Below are 17,880 nucleotides of genomic sequence, written 5' to 3'. Positions count from 1 at the left end.
CGGCCTCTGCTGACATCAGTAGCGCGCCGCAAGAATTGCGGTGTCCGACTTGCGGTTCCAACGGCGACCACAGATGACATCCTAAATGAAACATCATAGCATGGCCTTGATAATTAGCATATTTTGATCAATCAGGAACTATGCTCAACGAAGACCATAAGCGCAGAGTGGCACGGCTATTGCGGGGCGAACGGCGTGTAACCGACCTTGATCGGCTGTTCGCTGACTTGCGCTTGGCCAAACCTGGGCGAGCTAGCGTGCAAGAGATCGGCCACTTTGCGGCGCATCGCGGGGAGCGAGACACAGGTATAAGTCTTCAGCGAGCCAACGATATCCAAACAAGCGCGCGATTATGGCAGCGTCAGATGAATGGAGAGCGGCCAAGCATCGAACACATTGCAGACGCAGTATGTTGCTCTGCTTGGACGTCAGATTGAGCATGTGCTTGAGATCATCCCACGCGAAAGGCGCGTTATCGAGCACGCTTGCGCGATGGACGGGATCGTCCCGGTAATATTTTCTTCCGATTGATTCTGAGACCCACGCCGGATTGTAATTGGTGAGCCTGATCGCCGCCTCAGGTGGTTGGTTCAGATCAACGTGATGACCCATGGCAAATTGGGTAAAGCCGATGAAATGGGTTCCTTCATCGAGCAGGTTAAAGAGTTCGCCATCGTCCGAAGCGGCTCTGATCCGATCGATCAGGTTCCAAAAAGGCTTGTCCATGATGTCGCACTCCCTCAATCTGGCCAGCGATGGCCAATTCACCGCTCTGAGGCGGTCCAAATGAGGGCTGCCAAACACGGCGCCGGCTTCCGAGGCCGACTGGGTCGGCACAATTCTCGAACCTCTCTATTTGAGTATTACTTTTCCCGAAGCCGTGGGCATTTTGACAGTCCCTTCCGGCCTTTGGCACCTCTCCTGCGCCGGATATTTATCCTTCAAGCAGGTTCGAATAGCGAACCATTAGAACGGCGTAGCATCGGAAATTCAATTCATTTTGCATCCGATCTAGTTATACCTAAGTATTGCCGACCGCCTCTTGACGGTCAGAAGCTCAATGAAAGTCATGGCTACGGATGCGGACCAAATCCTCTCAATCCCTGACCTGATCGAACGGCGCTGACGCCAGCGCCCTATTGGGTAGCGACAACTTTACGCGCGGGTCCGGACCGGCTCCATGCTTTGCACCATCCCCCACCCGGTGGCCAGACGAACGTCCGTTGTGCCAATTGAGCGCAACATGTCATCCTGATCGATGATCCGATCGCAGATGATGTGGATGACCTCCCCTTCCTTCTGAAGCCGCCCCCGCATGCTGATCATTGAAGCGGACATCACCTGCCTCCGGTAGATTTCGAAACGGTCGGGCCAGAGTATCCCTTGCGCCACCCCGGTTTCGTCCTCGATCGTGACGAACAGCACGCCTTTGGCAGAGCCTGGCCGCTGCCGAACTAGGACCACGCCAGCCACGTCCCACCCGCACAAGGGTCAGGGAAAGCAGGCGAGAGGCAAGTTTGACCAGTAGATTGGACGTCGATCTGTCCACGCAATTTTGGAGCTCCAGCAGTTCGGGCAGTTCGGTCAACGCAGGTTGCCTCGCTCCTCTCCTAGCTGGCTTGAGAGCATCCTTGATCTCGTCGATTTCCAGCAGGATCGGATGATCGACATAGCCCTCAGCCTTTGCCCGGCGGAAAATGCATTTGATATAGCCACGCACCCGCTTGGCGGTCTCGATCGATCCACGCGCTTCTATGCGGCGTAGGGCACGCAGGATGGCTGCACTCTCGATCTGCCCGACAGGCATGTTGCCAAATAGCGGATAGAGATCGCGCTCGAGACGATGTCGAACCCGTTTGAAGTTCGACACAGACCATATGGGCTCTTGATCCAGGAGCCACTCATTGCCCAGTTTCCTGAATGTGGCTTTAGAGGCCTCAGCCTTGGCGAGCTTGACCTTTTTTTCTCTATCGCTGGGTCTTTTCCTTCGGCCAGTAACTTCCTGGCCTCATGATGAGCATCTCGCGCAGCGACTAATCCCAGTTCCGGGTAGCGTCCAAGCGTGATGGCCTTTTCAACGATCCCCACGCGATATTTGAAGCGCCAGGTCTTACCCCCAGCCTTCGATACGAGAAGATAAAGCCCTCCGGAATCAGCGAGCTTGTAATCGCTGCGAGCAGGCTTGGCGTTTTTTATGTCATTAATGGTAAGCGGCATGGGAATTTAGCCCCCAATTCGGCGCGCTCTACCCCCAATTTCGCCCCCAGATTCGGTGAACCGACCTGATCTGTTAAGAACTGTTTTGGACCATCATGGCTCGACAACTCCTTGCTTTACAAGGATTTATCCATACCACATGAGCTGTTCTGGAAGCAATATTTGGTGGGCCTGGCAGGACTCGAACCCGCAACCTAGCCGTTATGAGCGGCCAGCTCTAACCATTGAGCTACAGGCCCCACCCCGGGTCGCGGGATAGGCAGCATCAGGCCGCTTTGCAAGCCTCCACACGCACCGGAACTGCGTCAAACAGCGCATCCAATGTGGCGGCCCTGACCCCGCGTCGTGCCAGATGGTTAAGGACCGCGTCCCACCACGCATAAAAGGCCGTCCGATCCCGTTCCTCGCGCACATAGGGCGTATGGCCCGGCTCCAATGTGGGCGAGTGAAAGCTGAAATTGAGGACGCGAACCCCCTCCTCCATCAACGCGTCGATCGCCGCCATTGCCTCCTGTGCCGAAATGCCCTCAGGCGTCAGGGGAACGCGCGCAAGCATGCGTGCGCGCGCGAGCATTCCCGCCAGCGGCCCGATCGTCCGGGTCGCGCGATAGAAGCGCTCGCCCCCAGCCCGCAACAGCCCGGTAATCGCGGTCGAAAGCGGCAATTCCATCAGGGATCTGTTCGGCCCGGCCCAATAGGGGTTCTGCGGCAGGCCATGAAAATCGGGCCCATATTGGTCGCTATAGTCGAATCGGCTGCGAACCGACGTATCGAGCCGAAACCCGGCCGCTTCGAGCAGCCGCGCACTGTTCATGCCAACACCGTAGCGACCGGCGCGATAGACCGTAGGCCGCTGGCCAAAACGATCGGCGATCCGTCGCGCAAGCGCTTCCAGCTTTGCCGCCTCGACCGCTTCGGGAAGAAAGCCGACATAGCTGTTCGGCGCCGACACCTCTTCCACATGGGGCGGATTGACCCAAGGATGCAGATGCGCCCCGATATCCGCCGCGTCGGCATCGACCCATTCCGCCATCATCGCCGCAGCGGCATCATTTTCGACTACCGGATAGTCGGTGACATAGATCGGCTTGACCCCGGCGGCGGCAAAATAGGCCTGCCCGCGCGCCATGCCCGCCAGCGCAGTCACACCCTGCGCCTGACGGCTGAACGGCGCGTTCCAATCAAACTCCTCCTCGGTATCCACGAACAGCATGAACCGGGTACCGAAGGCGGGATCGAGCGCAATCATGTCCTCTGGCAAGGGCGCCCGAAGCAGATTGCCGTCATGGAAGGAAGGCTGCATCTCTCTTCCCTGGCACAGAATGGTTGCGATAGCGTTTCCCCCGCCCGCGCGCCATTCCGCGTCAGGCGTTCCCCGCCGCATCTTCCTGCCGCACCTGCGCCGGGATTACCAGCATGACCCGCCCCGCCTCGATATCCAGGCTGCCACCGCACCCTGCGGCAAGACTGCGGATCAGCCGCAATGAAAAGCCCAGGCCCAGCAGCGGCCCGTCGGCCCAGTCGCCATCGGGCGTATAGCCCGGATCAAGCAGATGGGCTTCCTCCATCCCGGCCAGCGTCGAAGGCCGATCGATCGACAGCACCACGCGGCCGCCCCCCCCGTCCGGCTGGAACCAGCAGGCCCCGGTAACCGCTTCGCCGACCGGCGCCACAGAGATCAGCGTGCGCAGCAGATGCTGGATCATGCGTTCACCCTGAACGGGATCGATACTGACCTGCGGCAGGTCGGGCGCGATGACGATATCGATCGGCGTGCCGGCATCGCCCCCCTGGTCACGAAATCGCGCTGCAACCTGCATGACCAGCAGGGCAGGATCAATCGCCTGCAGCGCGCCGCCCGCATCACCGCGCGACACCTTGGCCGCTAGATCGAGATCGTCGAATGCGGCCAGAAGATGTCGGGCATCAACCGCGATATTTCCTGCCATCTCCCGATATTCCGGACCGGCCGCCCCGAAAAGTTCCTGCTCGATAATTTCCGCAAAGCCCAAGATGGCATTCAAGGGGGTCCGCAGTTCATGCACCAGCTGGCGCAGGGAATCGGCCGAAAGCCCCGCAATGGTGACTGGCCCTGCCGGCGGCGTCGCAGCCACTTCATGCAAATAAGGCCGTCGTGCCTGTCCGCGATAGCCCTGGAACCGCCCCGATCGGGGGTCAAAGAACGGCGTCGCGGAAAGCCGCCATTCGCCCTCCATCGCCCCACCGACAATCGTGAAGCGTCCATTTTGGAAACCACTGCGCCGCTGGAAGGCACCGGCGACATGGCCGTCGGGACCACTGGCCCCTTCCAACGGCATTTCCCCCAACGACAATCCGACCAGCGCGGCGCGCGGCCCCTGATCGACCCAGACCAGCAAGCCGGCGGCATCCGTTTCAAATGCGAAGGCGCGCGCCTCCGTCGCCCGGGCGGGCGCGACGTCGTCGGTCGCATCGGTGGGACGGCGCGTACTGGTGAACCGCGCAATGCGATCCACCAGATTGCGGATCTGATCTTGTCCCTGGTCCACCACGCCGTGCGTCGGCGCCGCATCCGCCCTGTCCCGGGCCATAGGCAATAGTGCGGGCGCTTCCACGATCGCGGATGTCGCGATGTCCGCCGCCGGCAGCGGATATGTGCCCTGCACCGGGGCCGCCACCGTCAACACCAGGTCTGCGGGGCCAAATGCCTCCAGCCCATGCCGGGTTTCCGCGCCCATGTCGCGACGACCACGCAACACGCCACGGGCCGTCGGCGTCAGTTGCGGCAGCAATTGCGCCCACAGCGTGTCCGCCAACTGCGCGCGCGCCATGGCCGCCGCTGCGATCGAGGGACGATCATTGGCAAAGAAGCGGATCAGGCTGGGCGAACGCAGCCGCCCCCCCAATTCCACCACGGTCGCGATTCGTTGAACTTCCGAGACCCGCCCACGAAGACTGTCGAGCCGGTCGAGCAACGCATCGCGGTCCGCCTCCATCATCGGCGGGCGATCATAGCGGTCATGCTGCGCCAGCAGATCGACGCACTGACGCCATAGCGTCACTGCGCCCAGGCCGCCGCGATTTTCTGCCGCGAGCACTGTCTGCATGATATCGTTGAAACGCAACTACAGTCCCCATTTGCGCGCCAGGCGTGAACATCATCCCCACCGGCGGACCGATATTCCTTACCGATAAGCCCTCCTCTCCTAAAGGGAAAGGGCCTAGTCCCGCGCACAATCGGATCGTCGCATAGTGGGACAATTGCATTGCTCTGAAACATTATTATGATACGCCGGGCGTAACAGGTAAGGAAATAATCAATCTAATGGCGGGGCCTAATATCGACGACATCGACCTGCAGATCCTGGGCGAATTGCAGCAGGACGGCAGGATGACGAATGTGGAACTGGCAAGGAAAGTCGGGCTGACCGCTCCGCCTTGCCTGCGCCGCGTGCGCGCCCTGGAGGAGGCGGGTGCAATCACGGCCTATCATGCCGTCGTGGATCCGGCCATGCTGGGCTATACCATCACGGTTTTCGCGATGGTCAGCCTCAAGAGCCAGGCCGAAGCAGACCTGAAGGCGTTTCAGGACCATGTCGCAGCGCTGCCCGAAGTCCGCGAGTGCCACATGCTGAACGGCGAGATCGATTTCATCCTGAAGGTGGTCGCGCGCGACCTGCAGAGCTTCCAGCAGTTTCTGACGTCGAAGCTGACACCCGCCCCCAATGTGGTGAGCGTCAAGACATCGCTCACCATCCGGACGTCGAAAAATGTCCCGGGCGTGCCCCTGCCGGTCTGACGGCCCGAGCCATCATGGCCAATGTGCCCCCTTGTGGGTGAAAAAACGGCCGGTCCCATCGGGATCCGGCCGTTTTGTTCATCAGCCGGCAGTCGGCGCCGCGTTCTGCTGCGCCGACTTGCGGTTCTGGAGATCGACCCAGACCGACCAGAAGCCGGCAACATTGCTCCAGCCTCCGCTATTTACCTGGGCCAATGTCGTCTTGGCCCCCGTCAGATCGCCGGACCGGGCCATGGCGATGCCCAATCGTGCATTGGCCCGACCTTCATCGACCCCGCCCTTGCTGAGCGCCGCGCGATACTGCTCCACCGCCTGCGGATACTGACCCAGCGAAAAATAGGCATCGGCCGCGTCGAGCGCAGCCTTGCCATCCTTTGCAGCAGCCGCCTTCTTGGCCAGCGCTGGCATCGCCGCGATATCCTTGGTCGCCTTGGGCGTCACCGCCTTGAGCAGTTGCGCCGTGGTCGCCTGGGTCGTCGTCAGCTTGCCCGCAGCGCGACCGGCTTCGATGATCGCCTTGGCCTCGGCGAAATTGCCGGTCTTTTCCGCAAGCTGGGCATAGGCCTGATAATCGCGCTCGCTGGCCATGGCCCCATTTGCGGCCTGCAGACGATACAGGTCGAGCTGGACCTGGGCGTCATTCTCCTGCCCCGCCAGATAATTGATCAGCGCCGAACGCCATTCCGGCGTCGAGGGATAGGTTTCCAGCCTTTCGCGATACAGGCTGCTGACCTCGTTCCAGTCACCCGCCTGATACGCCATGGAAATGGCCCGGTCATACCAGGCTGCCGGAATTGGCTGGCCGGACGCCTTCTGACGCGCCAGCGCTTCCTGGACGAAGGGGCGCGCATCCTTGGGCTTGCCCTTGCGCATCGCAATGTCGGCCCGCAGCATGGTGGCGTCGAGACCATCATAACCGAGCGTCTTGGCATAATCCAATTGGGCAACCGCATCAGCATAATTGCCAACGGTATAGGACAGATAGGCAGCCACAAAGCGCAGGCGCGGCGCATCCGTCTTGGGAACCGAACTGGTCTTGAACATGTCGGTCAGCGCGATGCGCTGCGCCTGGACGTCACGCCGCAATACGGCAGTCTCGAACCGCAGGCCCGCGGCCACATAGGCCTCGAAGTCCGTTGTCGGGCTGAGCGTCGCGATCCGCAGATTTGCGGTCGATGCGTCGCGTGCCTTGATCGCAGCTTCGGCAGCCTGGACATCCGCCCGGAAGGCATCAGACATCTGGATCGGTGGGCCAGCCACCACGATCTTCTTCTTTGCGGACGCCGGCCCCGCCAGCAACATGGCACCGGCCAATGCCACCGGCAGGCCGAAAGTCAGAATAGAAACGCGTCGCATGGCCATGACAGGCCTCCCCCGAATAATATCCCCGGCCCCGCGACCGGTCATGTCGTCACAATGAATACGCGCCGCCGGACCAGCCGGCGGCGCGTCGTTCCAATCAGCCCTTGGTAGCCAGATAGGTCAGCCACAGATCCGCGATCTGCTTGCGTGCGCCGCCCTGAACCGACTGGAGCGCAGTCTTGGCCGATGCCACATCACCACCCAGCGCCTTGGCGATGCCCATGCGGGTATTGATTTCGTCGGCATCCACCCCGCCCTTCTGCTTGGCCAGCTCGAACATCTTCGATGCCTTGGCATAATCACCATAGCCCATATAGGCATCGGCCGTTGCCGCAGCGATCTTGCCATTGGCAGCCTTTGCCGCGTCTGCTTCCGCCGACGCCAGCGACGCCTTGTCACCCGGAATCTTGCCGACAGCCGCCTGATAGGTTTCGCCGCCCTGGCTCGCGTTCAGGACACCCTTGCTGCGCCCTGCGTCGATCGCCGACTTGACCTCGCCATAAATGCCGGTCTTCGACGCCATTTCGGCATATTCCGTGAAGTCGGCCGCGACGACCAGCCCGCCCGATGCTGCCATCAGGCGCAATACGTCGAGATTTTCGCGGTTGGTGATGTTCGGATTGGCCTGCTGGAACAGCCGGATCAGGGTACGCAGATTTTCACCGCTCGGATTGGCGGTATAGGCCAGCTTCGCCCATTCGGTCACTTCAGGCAGACGCGCGGCGGCAGCCCGGCTGACACCGATCTGATACCATTGGGCGGGCACTGCCTGGCCCGAAGCCTTGGTCGCGTCTGCCGCCGCCTTGAGCGCAGCCAACCCCTGCTGGTTCAGGCCACGCGCCGGTTCAGCCGATGCGTTGGCCGTACCGGCCTTGCCGAAATAGGCCTGCGCCAGGGTCGGGTTGACCGATTCCGGCTTGTAGTTCACCGCCAGCGCAGCCTGGGCACGCTTGATCGCAAGATCATAATCCTTGGCAGCGAGCGCCTGATCGGCCGCCACGGCATTGAACTGCCCGGCCTGCTCAGGCGGGGTCAATCCACTGTCGAGCATCTGGGCCAGCGCCTCGCTCTGCATCGCCGTATCCTTGGCAGCAATCGAGGTGTTCAACTTGATGGCGCCGATCTGATATTTGTCATCATTCGACGCAGCCTTGCTGTCGGCTTCGGCCAAAGCCGCCTTGGCACCGGCGAAGTCCTGGGCTTCGGCAGCCTTCTGCGCGGCCTGCAGCGACTTCAGCACTTCGGGCGAAATGTTCAGCTTGGGGCCGGCCTGCTTTTCTTCCTTCTTCGCGGCGGAGGCGGGAGCCGAAACGGCGCCGCCGGTCAGCGCCAGAGCCAGCGCGAGCGACAGCGGGGTAACAAAACGCATGATCCTCATCTCCTTTTCGTGCCTGACAGCCGGGACCACAGGCGACATCCGGGTTGTGCGCCGATTAGGGGGCGGCGCGTGAACGGGCTTTGAACAAGCCTATATCGGCGTATTTTGCAACTGTCATGCTGCGCGTTCGTTCCGCTTTTCGCCGCCCCGCCGATTACCGCCTTGGCTGCACGTGCGAGCGCGCGCGTACGCGCGAGGGGTGACAGGATTGTTTCGCTCGGCTAGTGCGGTGGCAGCACATCACACCCATCCAAAAAGAGAATCGCATTGACCGACGAGACCGTCCTCGCCGACCCTTCGGACATCAGCCCCGTCAGCATCGTTGACGAGATGAAGTCGAGCTATCTCGACTATGCCATGTCCGTCATCGTCGCCCGCGCCCTGCCGGACGTGCGCGACGGCCTGAAGCCGGTGCATCGCCGCATTCTCTTCTCGGCCCAGGAATCGGGCTTCGTCTACAATCGCCCCTATCGCAAGTCCGCCCGTCTGGTCGGTGAAGTCATGGGTAAATATCACCCCCATGGCGACAGCTCGATCTATGACGCCTTGGCCCGCATGACCCAGGACTGGTCGATGCGCGTGCCGCTGATCGACGGCCAGGGAAACTTCGGCTCGATGGATCCCGATCCGCCAGCCGCCATGCGATACACCGAAGCGCGCCTGGCCAAGGTCGCGACCGCGCTGCTGGAGGATCTCGACAAGGATACCGTCGATTTCACGCCCAACTATGACGCGTCGGAAAGCGAGCCGCAGGTGCTGCCGGCCCGCTTCCCCAACCTGCTGGTCAACGGCGCCGGCGGCATCGCGGTCGGCATGGCGACCAACATCCCGCCGCACAATCTGGGTGAAGTGCTGCGCGCCTGCCTCGCCTATATCGAGAATCCGGCGATCTCGACCGACGAACTGATCCAGATCGTCCCCGGCCCCGATTTCCCGACCGCGCCGCTGATCCTGGGCCAGTCGGGCGCGCGCAGCGCCTATCATACCGGTCGCGGCTCGATCCTGATGCGCGCCCGGCACGAGGTAGAGGAAGGACGCGGCGACCGCCGCTCGATCGTCCTCACCTCCATCCCCTATCAGGTCGGCAAGAACGGCCTGGTCGAGAAGATCGCCGAAGCCGCCAAGGACAAGCGGATCGAGGGCATCAGCGACATTCGTGACGAATCGAGCCGCGAAGGCGTGCGCATCGTCATGGACCTGAAGCGCGACGCCACCCCGGACGTCGTCCTCAACCAGCTGTGGCGCAACACCCCGGCACAGTCGAGCTTCCCCGCCAACATGCTGGCGATCCGTGGCGGCCGCCCGGAACTGCTCGGCCTGCGCGAAATCATCGAGGCGTTCGTCAAGTTCCGCGAGGAGGTGATCACCCGCCGCACCAAGTTCGAGCTCAACAAGGCGCGCGACCGCGCCCATATCTTGCTCGGCCTGGTCGTCGCGGTCACCAATCTCGACGAGGTGGTGAAGATCATCCGCGGTTCGGCCAGCCCGGCGGCCGCCCGCGAATCGCTGCTGGCACGCGAATGGCCGATCGGCGAGATCGCGCCCTATCTGCGCCTGGTCGAAGCGATCGAGACCGAAGTCACCGGCGAAAGCTACAAGCTTAGCGACGTCCAGGTCCGCGCCATTCTCGACCTGCGCCTGCATCGCCTGACCGCGCTCGGCCGCGACGAAATCGGCAAGGAACTGGCCGAGCTGGCCGAAGCGATCGCCGAATATCTCGCCATCCTGGGCGACCGGGTGAAGCTCTACGCCGTGATGCGCGAAGAGTTCGAGACGATCGAAAGCGAATTCGCCACGCCGCGCGTGTCGGTCATCGCTCCGGCCGCCGACGGCATCGACGACGAGGATTTGATCGAGCGCGAGGAGATGGTCGTCACCGTCACCGTGCAGGGCTATATCAAGCGCACCCCGCTCGAAAGCTTCCGCGCCCAGGGCCGTGGCGGCAAGGGCCGTTCGGGCATGGCGACCAAGGATGAGGATGCCGTCACCGAACTGTTCGTGACGTCGACCCATACGCCGGTGCTGTTCTTCTCGACCGCCGGCAAGGTCTATCGCATGAAGGTGTGGCGCCTGCCCGAGGGTGGCCCCGCCACCCGCGGCCGGCCGATGGTCAACCTGCTGCCGCTGGCACCGGGCGAAACCATCCGCACCGTGTTGCCGCTGCCCGAGGATGAGGACAGCTGGAAGGAACTGCACGTCATGTTCGCCACCGCGAACGGCACCGTGCGCCGCAACAGCATGGACGCCTTCGCCAATGTGCCCAGCAACGGCAAGCTCGCCATGCGCTTCGACGAAGGCAGCGACGATCGCCTGATCGGCGTCGCCCTGCTGACCGAAGAGGATGACGTGCTGCTCGCCACCCGCCAGGGCCGCGCGATCCGCTTCGCCGCCACCGACGTGCGCGAGTTCCAGAGCCGCACCTCGACCGGCGTGCGCGGCATGACCCTGAAGGACGGCGACGAGGTCATCTCGCTCTCGATCCTCAAGGGCTTCGACGCGACCACCGAGGAGCGCGACGATTATCTGCGCGCGGCGCCCTGGAAGGAGAATGAGGCAACCCCGGCGATCAATATCGCCGAACGCATGGCCGCCTTTGCGCAAGCGGAACAGTTCATCCTGACCGTCTGCGCCAATGGCTATGGCAAGATCAGTTCGGCCTATGACTATCGTCGCACCGGTCGCGGTGGCCAGGGCATCACCAATATCGACAATATCGCCCGCAACGGCCTGGTCGTCGGCAGCTTCCCGGTCGCGCTGGAGGATCATCTGATGCTGGTCACCGATCAGGCCAAGCTGATCCGCATGGGCCTGTCGTCGATGCGCGTCATTGGCCGCAACTCGGCCGGCGTGCGCCTGTTCAACGTCGCCAAGGACGAGCATGTCGTCTCTACCGCGCGGATCGAGGACAGCGAAGATGACAATGTCGAAGTCCCGGCTGACGGCGACGTCGAGGCGACACCGGAAGCCGGCAGCGAGGGTGGCGAGGCGTGAGCGAGCTTTTCGCCTACAAGATACTGACCGCCGAACAATATGACCAGTTCAAGGCCGACGGCGTGTTCAAGGGCGCGCCGATCGACCTGCAGGACGGCTATATCCACATGTCCACCCGCGATCAGGCGGCCGAGACGGCGGCCAAGCATTTCGCGGGACTGGATCGGCTGGTCATGCTGATGATCGACCTCGCCCCCTTTGGCGAGGCGATCAAATGGGAAGTGTCGCGCGGCGGCGCGCTCTTCCCCCATCTCTATGGCGACCTGCCGATCGGCGCCGTCGCCGGCAAGGTGATCCTGCGCCTCGACGACGCCGGCAACCACCTGTTTCCAGCCGGGTTCTGAGCCATTCCCATTCCTTCCCGAGCCAGTCTCGGGGAGGAATGGAACTACCCCCGCTCCATCTCCACCACCCGGCCGCGCACGACGCGATAGGTCCAGCCGCCCCAGCGGATGCGGTTGGAAAGTGAGGCCTGGAGCTGGACTGCCAAATGCGCCCAGCAGACGGCAAAGGGCGTCACCATATCCCAGCAGAGCGATCGCCGCGCACGCGCTGCCTGCGCCGGTTCCAGCACAGCGCCCAATATCCGCCGCCGCGCCGCCGCCCGGCCCCAGGCCGCGCCATAGCCGATCACGATCGCCGGCCAGCCGCCCCAGCCCAGCGCCCAGAGCCAGAAACCCGATTGCAGCGCGACCGCGCCAGTCGCCACCGCCCACATGCGCGGGCTGTTGGTGATGATATGGCGATATTGGCGCACGCCAAAAGCCCAGAGCGCGCCGATATTTCCGTCCAGCGGGCTCGCCACCAGCAGGTCGCGCACCGGCCGCATCCGCAGCTTGGCGCGCCAGCCAGCCAGCCCGATCGCCATGTCGTCGGACAGGCGCCCGGCCAGCGCCGCATCGATGTCGATCCGCTCGGCCGCTGCCCGCGTCATCGCCATCGCTCCACCCCAGGGCATGGTCGAACTGGCCGCGCGCGGCAGCGTCGCCAGTTGTAATTCGACCGCGCCGACCAGTGCCGGCATGCCAGCCCCGGCCGGCAGCAGCAGGCGATAGCCTGTCACCATATCCGCCTTGTCCCGCGCCAGCGGAAAGAGCAGCCGCCCGACCAGCCGCGCCGGCGGTTCGATATCCGCGTCGATGAAGATCAGATATCGATCGGTGTCACGCAGCGCCGCCAGCGCCGCCCGCAACTTGTGGACCTTCTGCCCCTCGTCGCTCGCCACGCCCGCCCGCGCGATCTGCACCCAGTCCGGGTCGGACGCCGCCAGCGCCTCCGCCGCCGCGCACGTCCCGGAGGTAGCCAGCAGCAGACGAAAAGGCGCACTCTGTGCCTTCAGGCGGGTGACAAGGTCGCTGTCACCTTCCCAGTCATCACGCACCGACAGGATCATCACCGCGCCGTCCGGCGCCTCCTCCTGCCGGTCCACCGGCAGATGCCGCCAATAATTGACCACGCCCAGCAGGCTCAGTGCCTGGAGCAGCAGCCACAGCGCCAGCATCATCGTCACCACCAGCCCCCTTCGCGGCTCTTTACCGCCTCAACGGCTCCTGTATGACGGGCAGGACCATGCTCTCCAACCCCTTTCTCTTCACCCTGCTCCGCCTCCTGCCAGCCGGCGTCGCTTCCTGGCTGGGCGGCTGGCTGTCGGTGCGGCTTGCCCGCCCCAGGATGAAGCTGCGCGATGCCCGCGCCCGCGCCAATCTGGCGCTGTTGCGGCCCGACCTGTCGGAAACGGCGCGGGAGGACATCCTGACTCGGCGCTGGTTCAATATCGGTCGAACGCTGGCCGAGTTGGCCAATATCGACCGGCTGGTGAGCCCCCGCCATGTCCATGTGATCGATGCCGCCGGCTATCGGACGGTGCTGGATATGCCCGGGCCGATGATCTTCCTCACCACGCATATGGGCAATTGGGATCTGATGGCGGCGCATCTCAAGCATGCGACCGACCGGCCGCCGCTGGGCGTCTACGATCCGCCTGAGGATCCCCGCGTGGCCGCGCAGCTCAAGCGCGCGCGGCAAAGCTATATGGGGGAAGCGATCACCGGCAGCGGCGGCGCCGCGCGCGAGATCATGCGCCATTTAGCCAAGGACCGGGCGATGCTCTACATCCTGGTCGATGAGCGACGCGAGCAGCAAGTCTGGTTTCCACGCTTCGGCCGGCCGTTGCCACCGTCGGGCAATCTGTCGATCGCCCTGCGGCTGGCGCGCAAGACCGGGGCCTGCCTCACGCCTTTCTATCTTGCCCGGACATCGGGCGCCCGCTTCGACCTCCACTGGCACCCTCCACTCGACCCGGCGACCCTAGATGACAAGGCGATCATCGCAACCGCCGACGCCTTTCTCGGCCAGGCCTGCATTGCCCATGCAGACGAATGGCTGGCGCTGCACGACATGGACCTGACCCGCGAAGGCCATGCGCCTTTCCCCGCGACGATGTGACTTCCCTGCCCTTACGGTTTAAAGGCCCGCCCATGTCCCGAATCGCGACCAAGATCTGTGGCCTGTCGACGCCGGAGACGGTGGGCGCCGCCGTGCATGCGGGCGCAAGCCATGTCGGCTTCGTCCATTTTCCCAAAAGCCCGCGCCATGTCGAACCGGACCAGATGCGCGCGCTCGCCGTCGCCGTCCCCGCCCATGTCGAACGCGTCGCCGTCGTGGTCGATGCCGATGATGAGCAACTGGCCCGCCTGACCGGTACCGGAGGCATCACTGCATTGCAGTTGCACGGTAAGGAAAGTCCGGAGCGCGTCGCCACCATCCGCCAACGTTTCGGTCTGCCGGTTTGGAAGGCGATTTCGGTCAAGACCCGCGCCGACATCGACGCCGCCCATGCCTATGCCGGCACGGTCGACCGGTTGCTGTTCGACGCGAAGACGCCCGATGGCGCCGCGCTGCCCGGCGGCATGGGCCTGCGCTTCGACTGGACCTTGCTGCGCGGTCTTGCGATCCCGACGCCCTGGGGCCTGTCGGGTGGCCTTGGCATCGGCAATGTCTGCGAGGCGATCCGCCTGACCGGCACGCCGCTGATCGACGTTTCATCCGGCGTCGAGGATGCCCCCGGCATCAAGAGTGTGGACAAGATCATGGCCTTCTGCAAAGCGGTGTCCGCATGTTGACGCTGAACGCCCCTGCCGTGCGCATTGAAGGACGATGGCGCTGATCGCTTCCTCTTGAACCGAAGCGAACGCCCATCATTTGTCCCCGGAAAGATATTCATGACCGACACCATCACCCTGCCCAACAGTCTTCCCAATAGCCTGAGGACTCAGCCGGACGATAATGGCCATTTCGGCGCCTTTGGTGGCCGCTATGTCGCCGAAACGCTGATGCCGCTGATTCTGGAACTGGAGCAGGTCTACAAGGCCGCCAAAGCTGACCCGACGTTCGACGCCGAGTTCGCGGAACTGCTGCGCTCCTATGTCGGCCGCCCCAACCCGCTTTATTATGCCGAGCGGTTGACCGAGGCGCTGCGCGCCAAGGCGGAACCGGGCAAGGGCGCCAAGATCTACCTAAAGCGCGAGGAACTCAACCACACCGGCGCGCACAAGATCAACAATTGTATCGGCCAGGCGCTGCTCGCCCGCCGCATGGGCAAGAAGAAGGTCATCGCCGAAACCGGCGCGGGCCAGCATGGCGTCGCCACCGCAACCGTCGCCGCCCTGTTCGGCATGGAATGCAAGATCTTCATGGGCGCCAAGGATGTCGAGCGGCAGAAGCCCAATGTCTTCCGCATGAAGCTGCTCGGCGCGGAAGTCATACCGGTCCATTCGGGGTCGTCGACGCTCAAGGATTCGATGAACGACGCCCTGCGCTACTGGGTGTCGAACGTCCATGACACCTTCTACATCATCGGCACCGCCGCCGGCCCGCACCCCTATCCGGAGCTGGTGCGTGATTTCCAGTCGATCATCGGCAAGGAAATCCGCTCGCAGATCATGGAAGCCGAAGGCCGCCTGCCCGACATGCTGATCGCCCCGGTCGGCGGCGGCTCCAACGCCATCGGCATGTTCCACCCCTTCCTGGACGATCCCGAAGTCGCGATGATCGGCGTGGAAGCCGCCGGCGAAGGCCTCGACAAGAAGCATGCCGCATCGCTGGCTGGCGGCGCATCGGGCATATTGCACGGCAACCGCACCTATCTGCTGCAGGACGAGGACGGCCAGATCACCGAAGCGCACAGCATTTCGGCGGGTCTGGACTATCCCGGCATCGGCCCAGAACATAGCTGGCTGCACGAGATCGGCCGGGTGAACTATATGCCGATCAAGGATGATGAGGCGCTGGACAGCTTCCAGACCCTTTCCCGCCTCGAAGGCATCATCCCCGCGCTCGAATCCGCCCATGCCGTGGCGGCGGCCGAACAGGTCGCGCCGACGCTGGACGCAGACAAGATCATCGTCGTCAATCTGTCGGGCCGAGGAGACAAGGACATCTTCACCGTCGCCGACGCCCTGGGAGTGGAGATGTGAGCATGACCGACCGTCTCGCCACCCGCTTCGCCGCCTGCAAGGCACAGGGCCGCGCCGCCCTCATCACCTTCGTGACCGCCGGTGATCCGGACGTCGCCGCGACCCCAGCCATCCTCGATGCGCTGGTCGCAGGCGGCGCAGACATCATCGAACTGGGCATGCCCTTCACCGATCCGATGGCCGATGGCCCAGCGATCGAACTGGCGAATCTGCGCAGCCTCGGTTCGGGCACCAAGACCAGGGACGTGTTCGCGCTGGCCACCGATTTCCGCGCGCGCCACCCGGAAACGCCGCTGATCCTGATGGGTTATGCCAATCCGATGCTGGTGCGCGGTTCCGACTGGTTCGCCGATCAGTGCCAGGCCGCCGGCGTCGACGGGGTGATCTGCGTCGATATCCCCCCGGAGGAAGATGCCGAACTCGGCCCGGCCCTGCGCGCCGTCGGCGTCCATCTCGTCCGCCTCGCCACCCCGACCACGGATGCGGCCCGCCTGCCCGCCGTGCTCAATGGCGCCAGCGGCTTCCTCTATCATGTCGCCGTCGCCGGCATCACCGGCAAGCAGCAGGCGGCACAGGCCAATATCGAAATCGCCGTCGATCGGCTGAAGGCCGCCACCGACCTGCCGATCGCGGTCGGCTTTGGCGTCCGCACGCCCGAACAGGCCGCCGCCATCGGCCGTGTTGCCGATGGTGTGGTGGTCGGCTCGGCGATCGTCGACATCGTCGGATCGCATGGCGATGCCGCCGCCCCCTTCGTCCAGGACTTCGTCGCGTCGCTCAGCGGCGCCCTTACCACTTTCTCCCGGGAGACCGCAGCATGAGCTGGATCAACCGCGTTCGTAACGCCCTGCCCTTCACCAAGAAGGAAACCACCGCAGAGACGCTGTGGCACAAATGCCCGTCCTGCGCCGAGATGATCTTCATCAAGGAATGGGAAGAAAATCTGTCGGTCTGCCCGCGTTGCGACCATCATGGCCGGATCGGTCCGGATGCGCGTTTCGAGCAGATCCTCGACGCCGGCTTCATCCTGCTGCCGACCCCACATGTGACCGAAGATCCGCTCAAGTTTCGCGACAGCAAGCGCTATCCCGACCGGATCAAGGCTGCCCGCGCCGCGACCGGCGATCAGGACGCTCTGATCAACGCCCGCGGCGCGATCGACGATGTGCCGCTGGTCATGGGAGTGCAGAATTTCGCCTATATGGGCGGGTCGATGGGCATGGGCGTGGGCGCGGCCTTCATCCAGGGCGTCAACGATGCGATCGCGCACAAATGCCCCTATGTCATCTTCACCGCCGCCGGCGGCGCGCGGATGCAGGAGGGCATCCTCTCGCTGATGCAGATGCCGCGTTCGACCGTGGCGATCCAGAAGCTACATGCCGCCGGACTGCCTTATATTGTCGTGCTGACCGATCCGACCACCGGCGGCGTCACCGCCAGCTATGCGATGCTGGGCGACATCCAGATTTCGGAGCCCAATGCCCTGATCGGCTTCGCCGGCCAGCGCGTCATTGAAAGCACGATCCGCGAAAAGCTGCCCGAAGGCTTCCAGCGCGCCGAATATCTGCTGGATCATGGCATGCTCGACATGGTGGTCCATCGCAGCGACCTGCGCGATACGCTGGCCCGCGTGATCGGCTATCTGACGCCGCGCGCTGCGGCCTGACCATATATAGCGC

General features: G+C 63.5%; 16 protein-coding genes and 1 tRNA gene. 8 read left to right on the top strand and 9 right to left on the bottom strand.

The genetic code is table 11. The features are described 5' to 3' along the window. Nucleotides 1-252: 252 nt before the first annotated feature. The 6 genes from PMI04_RS10240 to PMI04_RS10215 all read right to left on the bottom strand — a co-directional run bounded on the left by PMI04_RS10240 (nt 253) and on the right by PMI04_RS10215 (nt 5,303). Nucleotides 253-726 (bottom strand): autoinducer binding domain-containing protein, encoded by a 474-nt coding sequence (locus PMI04_RS10240; RefSeq protein WP_157178061.1) that lies wholly within the window; start codon nt 724-726, stop codon nt 253-255. 429 nt (nt 727-1,155) lie between these two features. Further along, nucleotides 1,156-1,425 (bottom strand): OB-fold nucleic acid binding domain-containing protein, encoded by a 270-nt coding sequence (locus PMI04_RS10235; protein ID WP_283184878.1) that lies wholly within the window; start codon nt 1,423-1,425, stop codon nt 1,156-1,158. Between the two features lie 327 nt (nt 1,426-1,752). Continuing rightward, nucleotides 1,753-2,217 carry an Arm DNA-binding domain-containing protein gene (locus PMI04_RS10230; protein ID WP_238535873.1) on the bottom strand — a complete coding sequence of 155 codons (465 nt, stop codon included), beginning with the start codon at nt 2,215-2,217 and terminating at the stop codon, nt 1,753-1,755. Between the two features lie 163 nt (nt 2,218-2,380). Further along, nucleotides 2,381-2,456, bottom strand: a tRNA-Ile gene (locus PMI04_RS10225). Between the two features lie 26 nt (nt 2,457-2,482). After that, complete coding sequence (locus PMI04_RS10220; RefSeq protein ID WP_007705202.1) at nt 2,483-3,520, bottom strand: polysaccharide deacetylase family protein; 1,038 nt, start codon at nt 3,518-3,520, stop codon at nt 2,483-2,485. 61 nt (nt 3,521-3,581) lie between these two features. Then, a complete protein-coding gene (locus PMI04_RS10215; RefSeq protein WP_238535872.1) occupies nt 3,582-5,303 on the bottom strand; it encodes a HAMP domain-containing sensor histidine kinase in 1,722 nt (573 codons plus the stop codon). A gap of 218 nt (nt 5,304-5,521) precedes the next feature. Between PMI04_RS10215 and PMI04_RS10210 the strand changes: the two genes are divergently transcribed. Beyond that, on the top strand, nt 5,522-5,995 hold the full coding sequence (locus tag PMI04_RS10210) for an Lrp/AsnC family transcriptional regulator (RefSeq protein WP_007705196.1): 474 nt from the start codon (nt 5,522-5,524) through the stop codon (nt 5,993-5,995). Between the two features lie 81 nt (nt 5,996-6,076). On the opposite strand, the gene PMI04_RS10205 is transcribed toward PMI04_RS10210, so the two are convergent. Both PMI04_RS10205 and PMI04_RS10200 read right to left on the bottom strand, forming a co-directional pair. Beyond that, nucleotides 6,077-7,351: a tetratricopeptide repeat protein gene (locus tag PMI04_RS10205; RefSeq protein ID WP_086014430.1), complete on the bottom strand. Its 1,275-nt coding sequence runs from the start codon at nt 7,349-7,351 to the stop codon at nt 6,077-6,079. A gap of 103 nt (nt 7,352-7,454) precedes the next feature. Continuing rightward, a complete protein-coding gene (locus PMI04_RS10200; protein ID WP_007705189.1) occupies nt 7,455-8,726 on the bottom strand; it encodes a hypothetical protein in 1,272 nt (423 codons plus the stop codon). Between the two features lie 276 nt (nt 8,727-9,002). Here PMI04_RS10200 and gyrA point away from each other — a divergent pair, with 276 nt between their 5' ends. Both gyrA and PMI04_RS10190 read left to right on the top strand, forming a co-directional pair. Further along, nucleotides 9,003-11,726: a DNA gyrase subunit A gene (gene gyrA, locus PMI04_RS10195; protein ID WP_007705183.1), complete on the top strand. Its 2,724-nt coding sequence runs from the start codon at nt 9,003-9,005 to the stop codon at nt 11,724-11,726. Further along, complete coding sequence (locus tag PMI04_RS10190; protein ID WP_007705180.1) at nt 11,723-12,070, top strand: DUF952 domain-containing protein; 348 nt, start codon at nt 11,723-11,725, stop codon at nt 12,068-12,070. The genes gyrA and PMI04_RS10190 overlap by 4 nt, the downstream gene beginning before the upstream one ends. A gap of 44 nt (nt 12,071-12,114) precedes the next feature. Here PMI04_RS10190 and PMI04_RS10185 read toward each other — a convergent pair whose 3' ends face one another. Then, on the bottom strand, nt 12,115-13,230 hold the full coding sequence (locus PMI04_RS10185; protein WP_007705179.1) for a glycosyltransferase: 1,116 nt from the start codon (nt 13,228-13,230) through the stop codon (nt 12,115-12,117). 65 nt (nt 13,231-13,295) lie between these two features. Here PMI04_RS10185 and PMI04_RS10180 point away from each other — a divergent pair, with 65 nt between their 5' ends. The 5 genes from PMI04_RS10180 to accD all read left to right on the top strand — a co-directional run bounded on the left by PMI04_RS10180 (nt 13,296) and on the right by accD (nt 17,867). After that, on the top strand, nt 13,296-14,171 hold the full coding sequence (locus PMI04_RS10180) for a lauroyl acyltransferase (protein WP_007705176.1): 876 nt from the start codon (nt 13,296-13,298) through the stop codon (nt 14,169-14,171). A gap of 32 nt (nt 14,172-14,203) precedes the next feature. Then, nucleotides 14,204-14,848, top strand: a complete 645-nt coding sequence (locus tag PMI04_RS10175; RefSeq protein WP_007705174.1) for a phosphoribosylanthranilate isomerase — start codon at nt 14,204-14,206, stop codon at nt 14,846-14,848. A 99-nt stretch (nt 14,849-14,947) separates the two neighbouring features. Then, the gene (gene trpB / locus PMI04_RS10170) at nt 14,948-16,201 is read left to right on the top strand and encodes a tryptophan synthase subunit beta (RefSeq protein WP_007705172.1); all 1,254 of its coding nucleotides are present in this window, start codon (nt 14,948-14,950) and stop codon (nt 16,199-16,201) included. A gap of 2 nt (nt 16,202-16,203) precedes the next feature. Beyond that, nucleotides 16,204-17,022, top strand: a complete 819-nt coding sequence (gene trpA / locus PMI04_RS10165; protein ID WP_007705168.1) for a tryptophan synthase subunit alpha — start codon at nt 16,204-16,206, stop codon at nt 17,020-17,022. Next, nucleotides 17,019-17,867, top strand: coding sequence for an acetyl-CoA carboxylase, carboxyltransferase subunit beta (gene accD, locus PMI04_RS10160; RefSeq protein ID WP_007705166.1), 849 nt, complete (start codon nt 17,019-17,021; stop codon nt 17,865-17,867). The genes trpA and accD overlap by 4 nt, the downstream gene beginning before the upstream one ends. The last annotated feature ends 13 nt before the right edge of the window (nt 17,868-17,880 follow it).

Source organism: Sphingobium sp. AP49 (genome assembly GCF_000281715.2).
In the GTDB taxonomy this organism is placed as follows: domain Bacteria; phylum Pseudomonadota; class Alphaproteobacteria; order Sphingomonadales; family Sphingomonadaceae; genus Sphingobium.
Note: the sequence above shows the minus strand (reverse complement) of the source record. Positions and strands in the feature narration are given on the sequence as shown.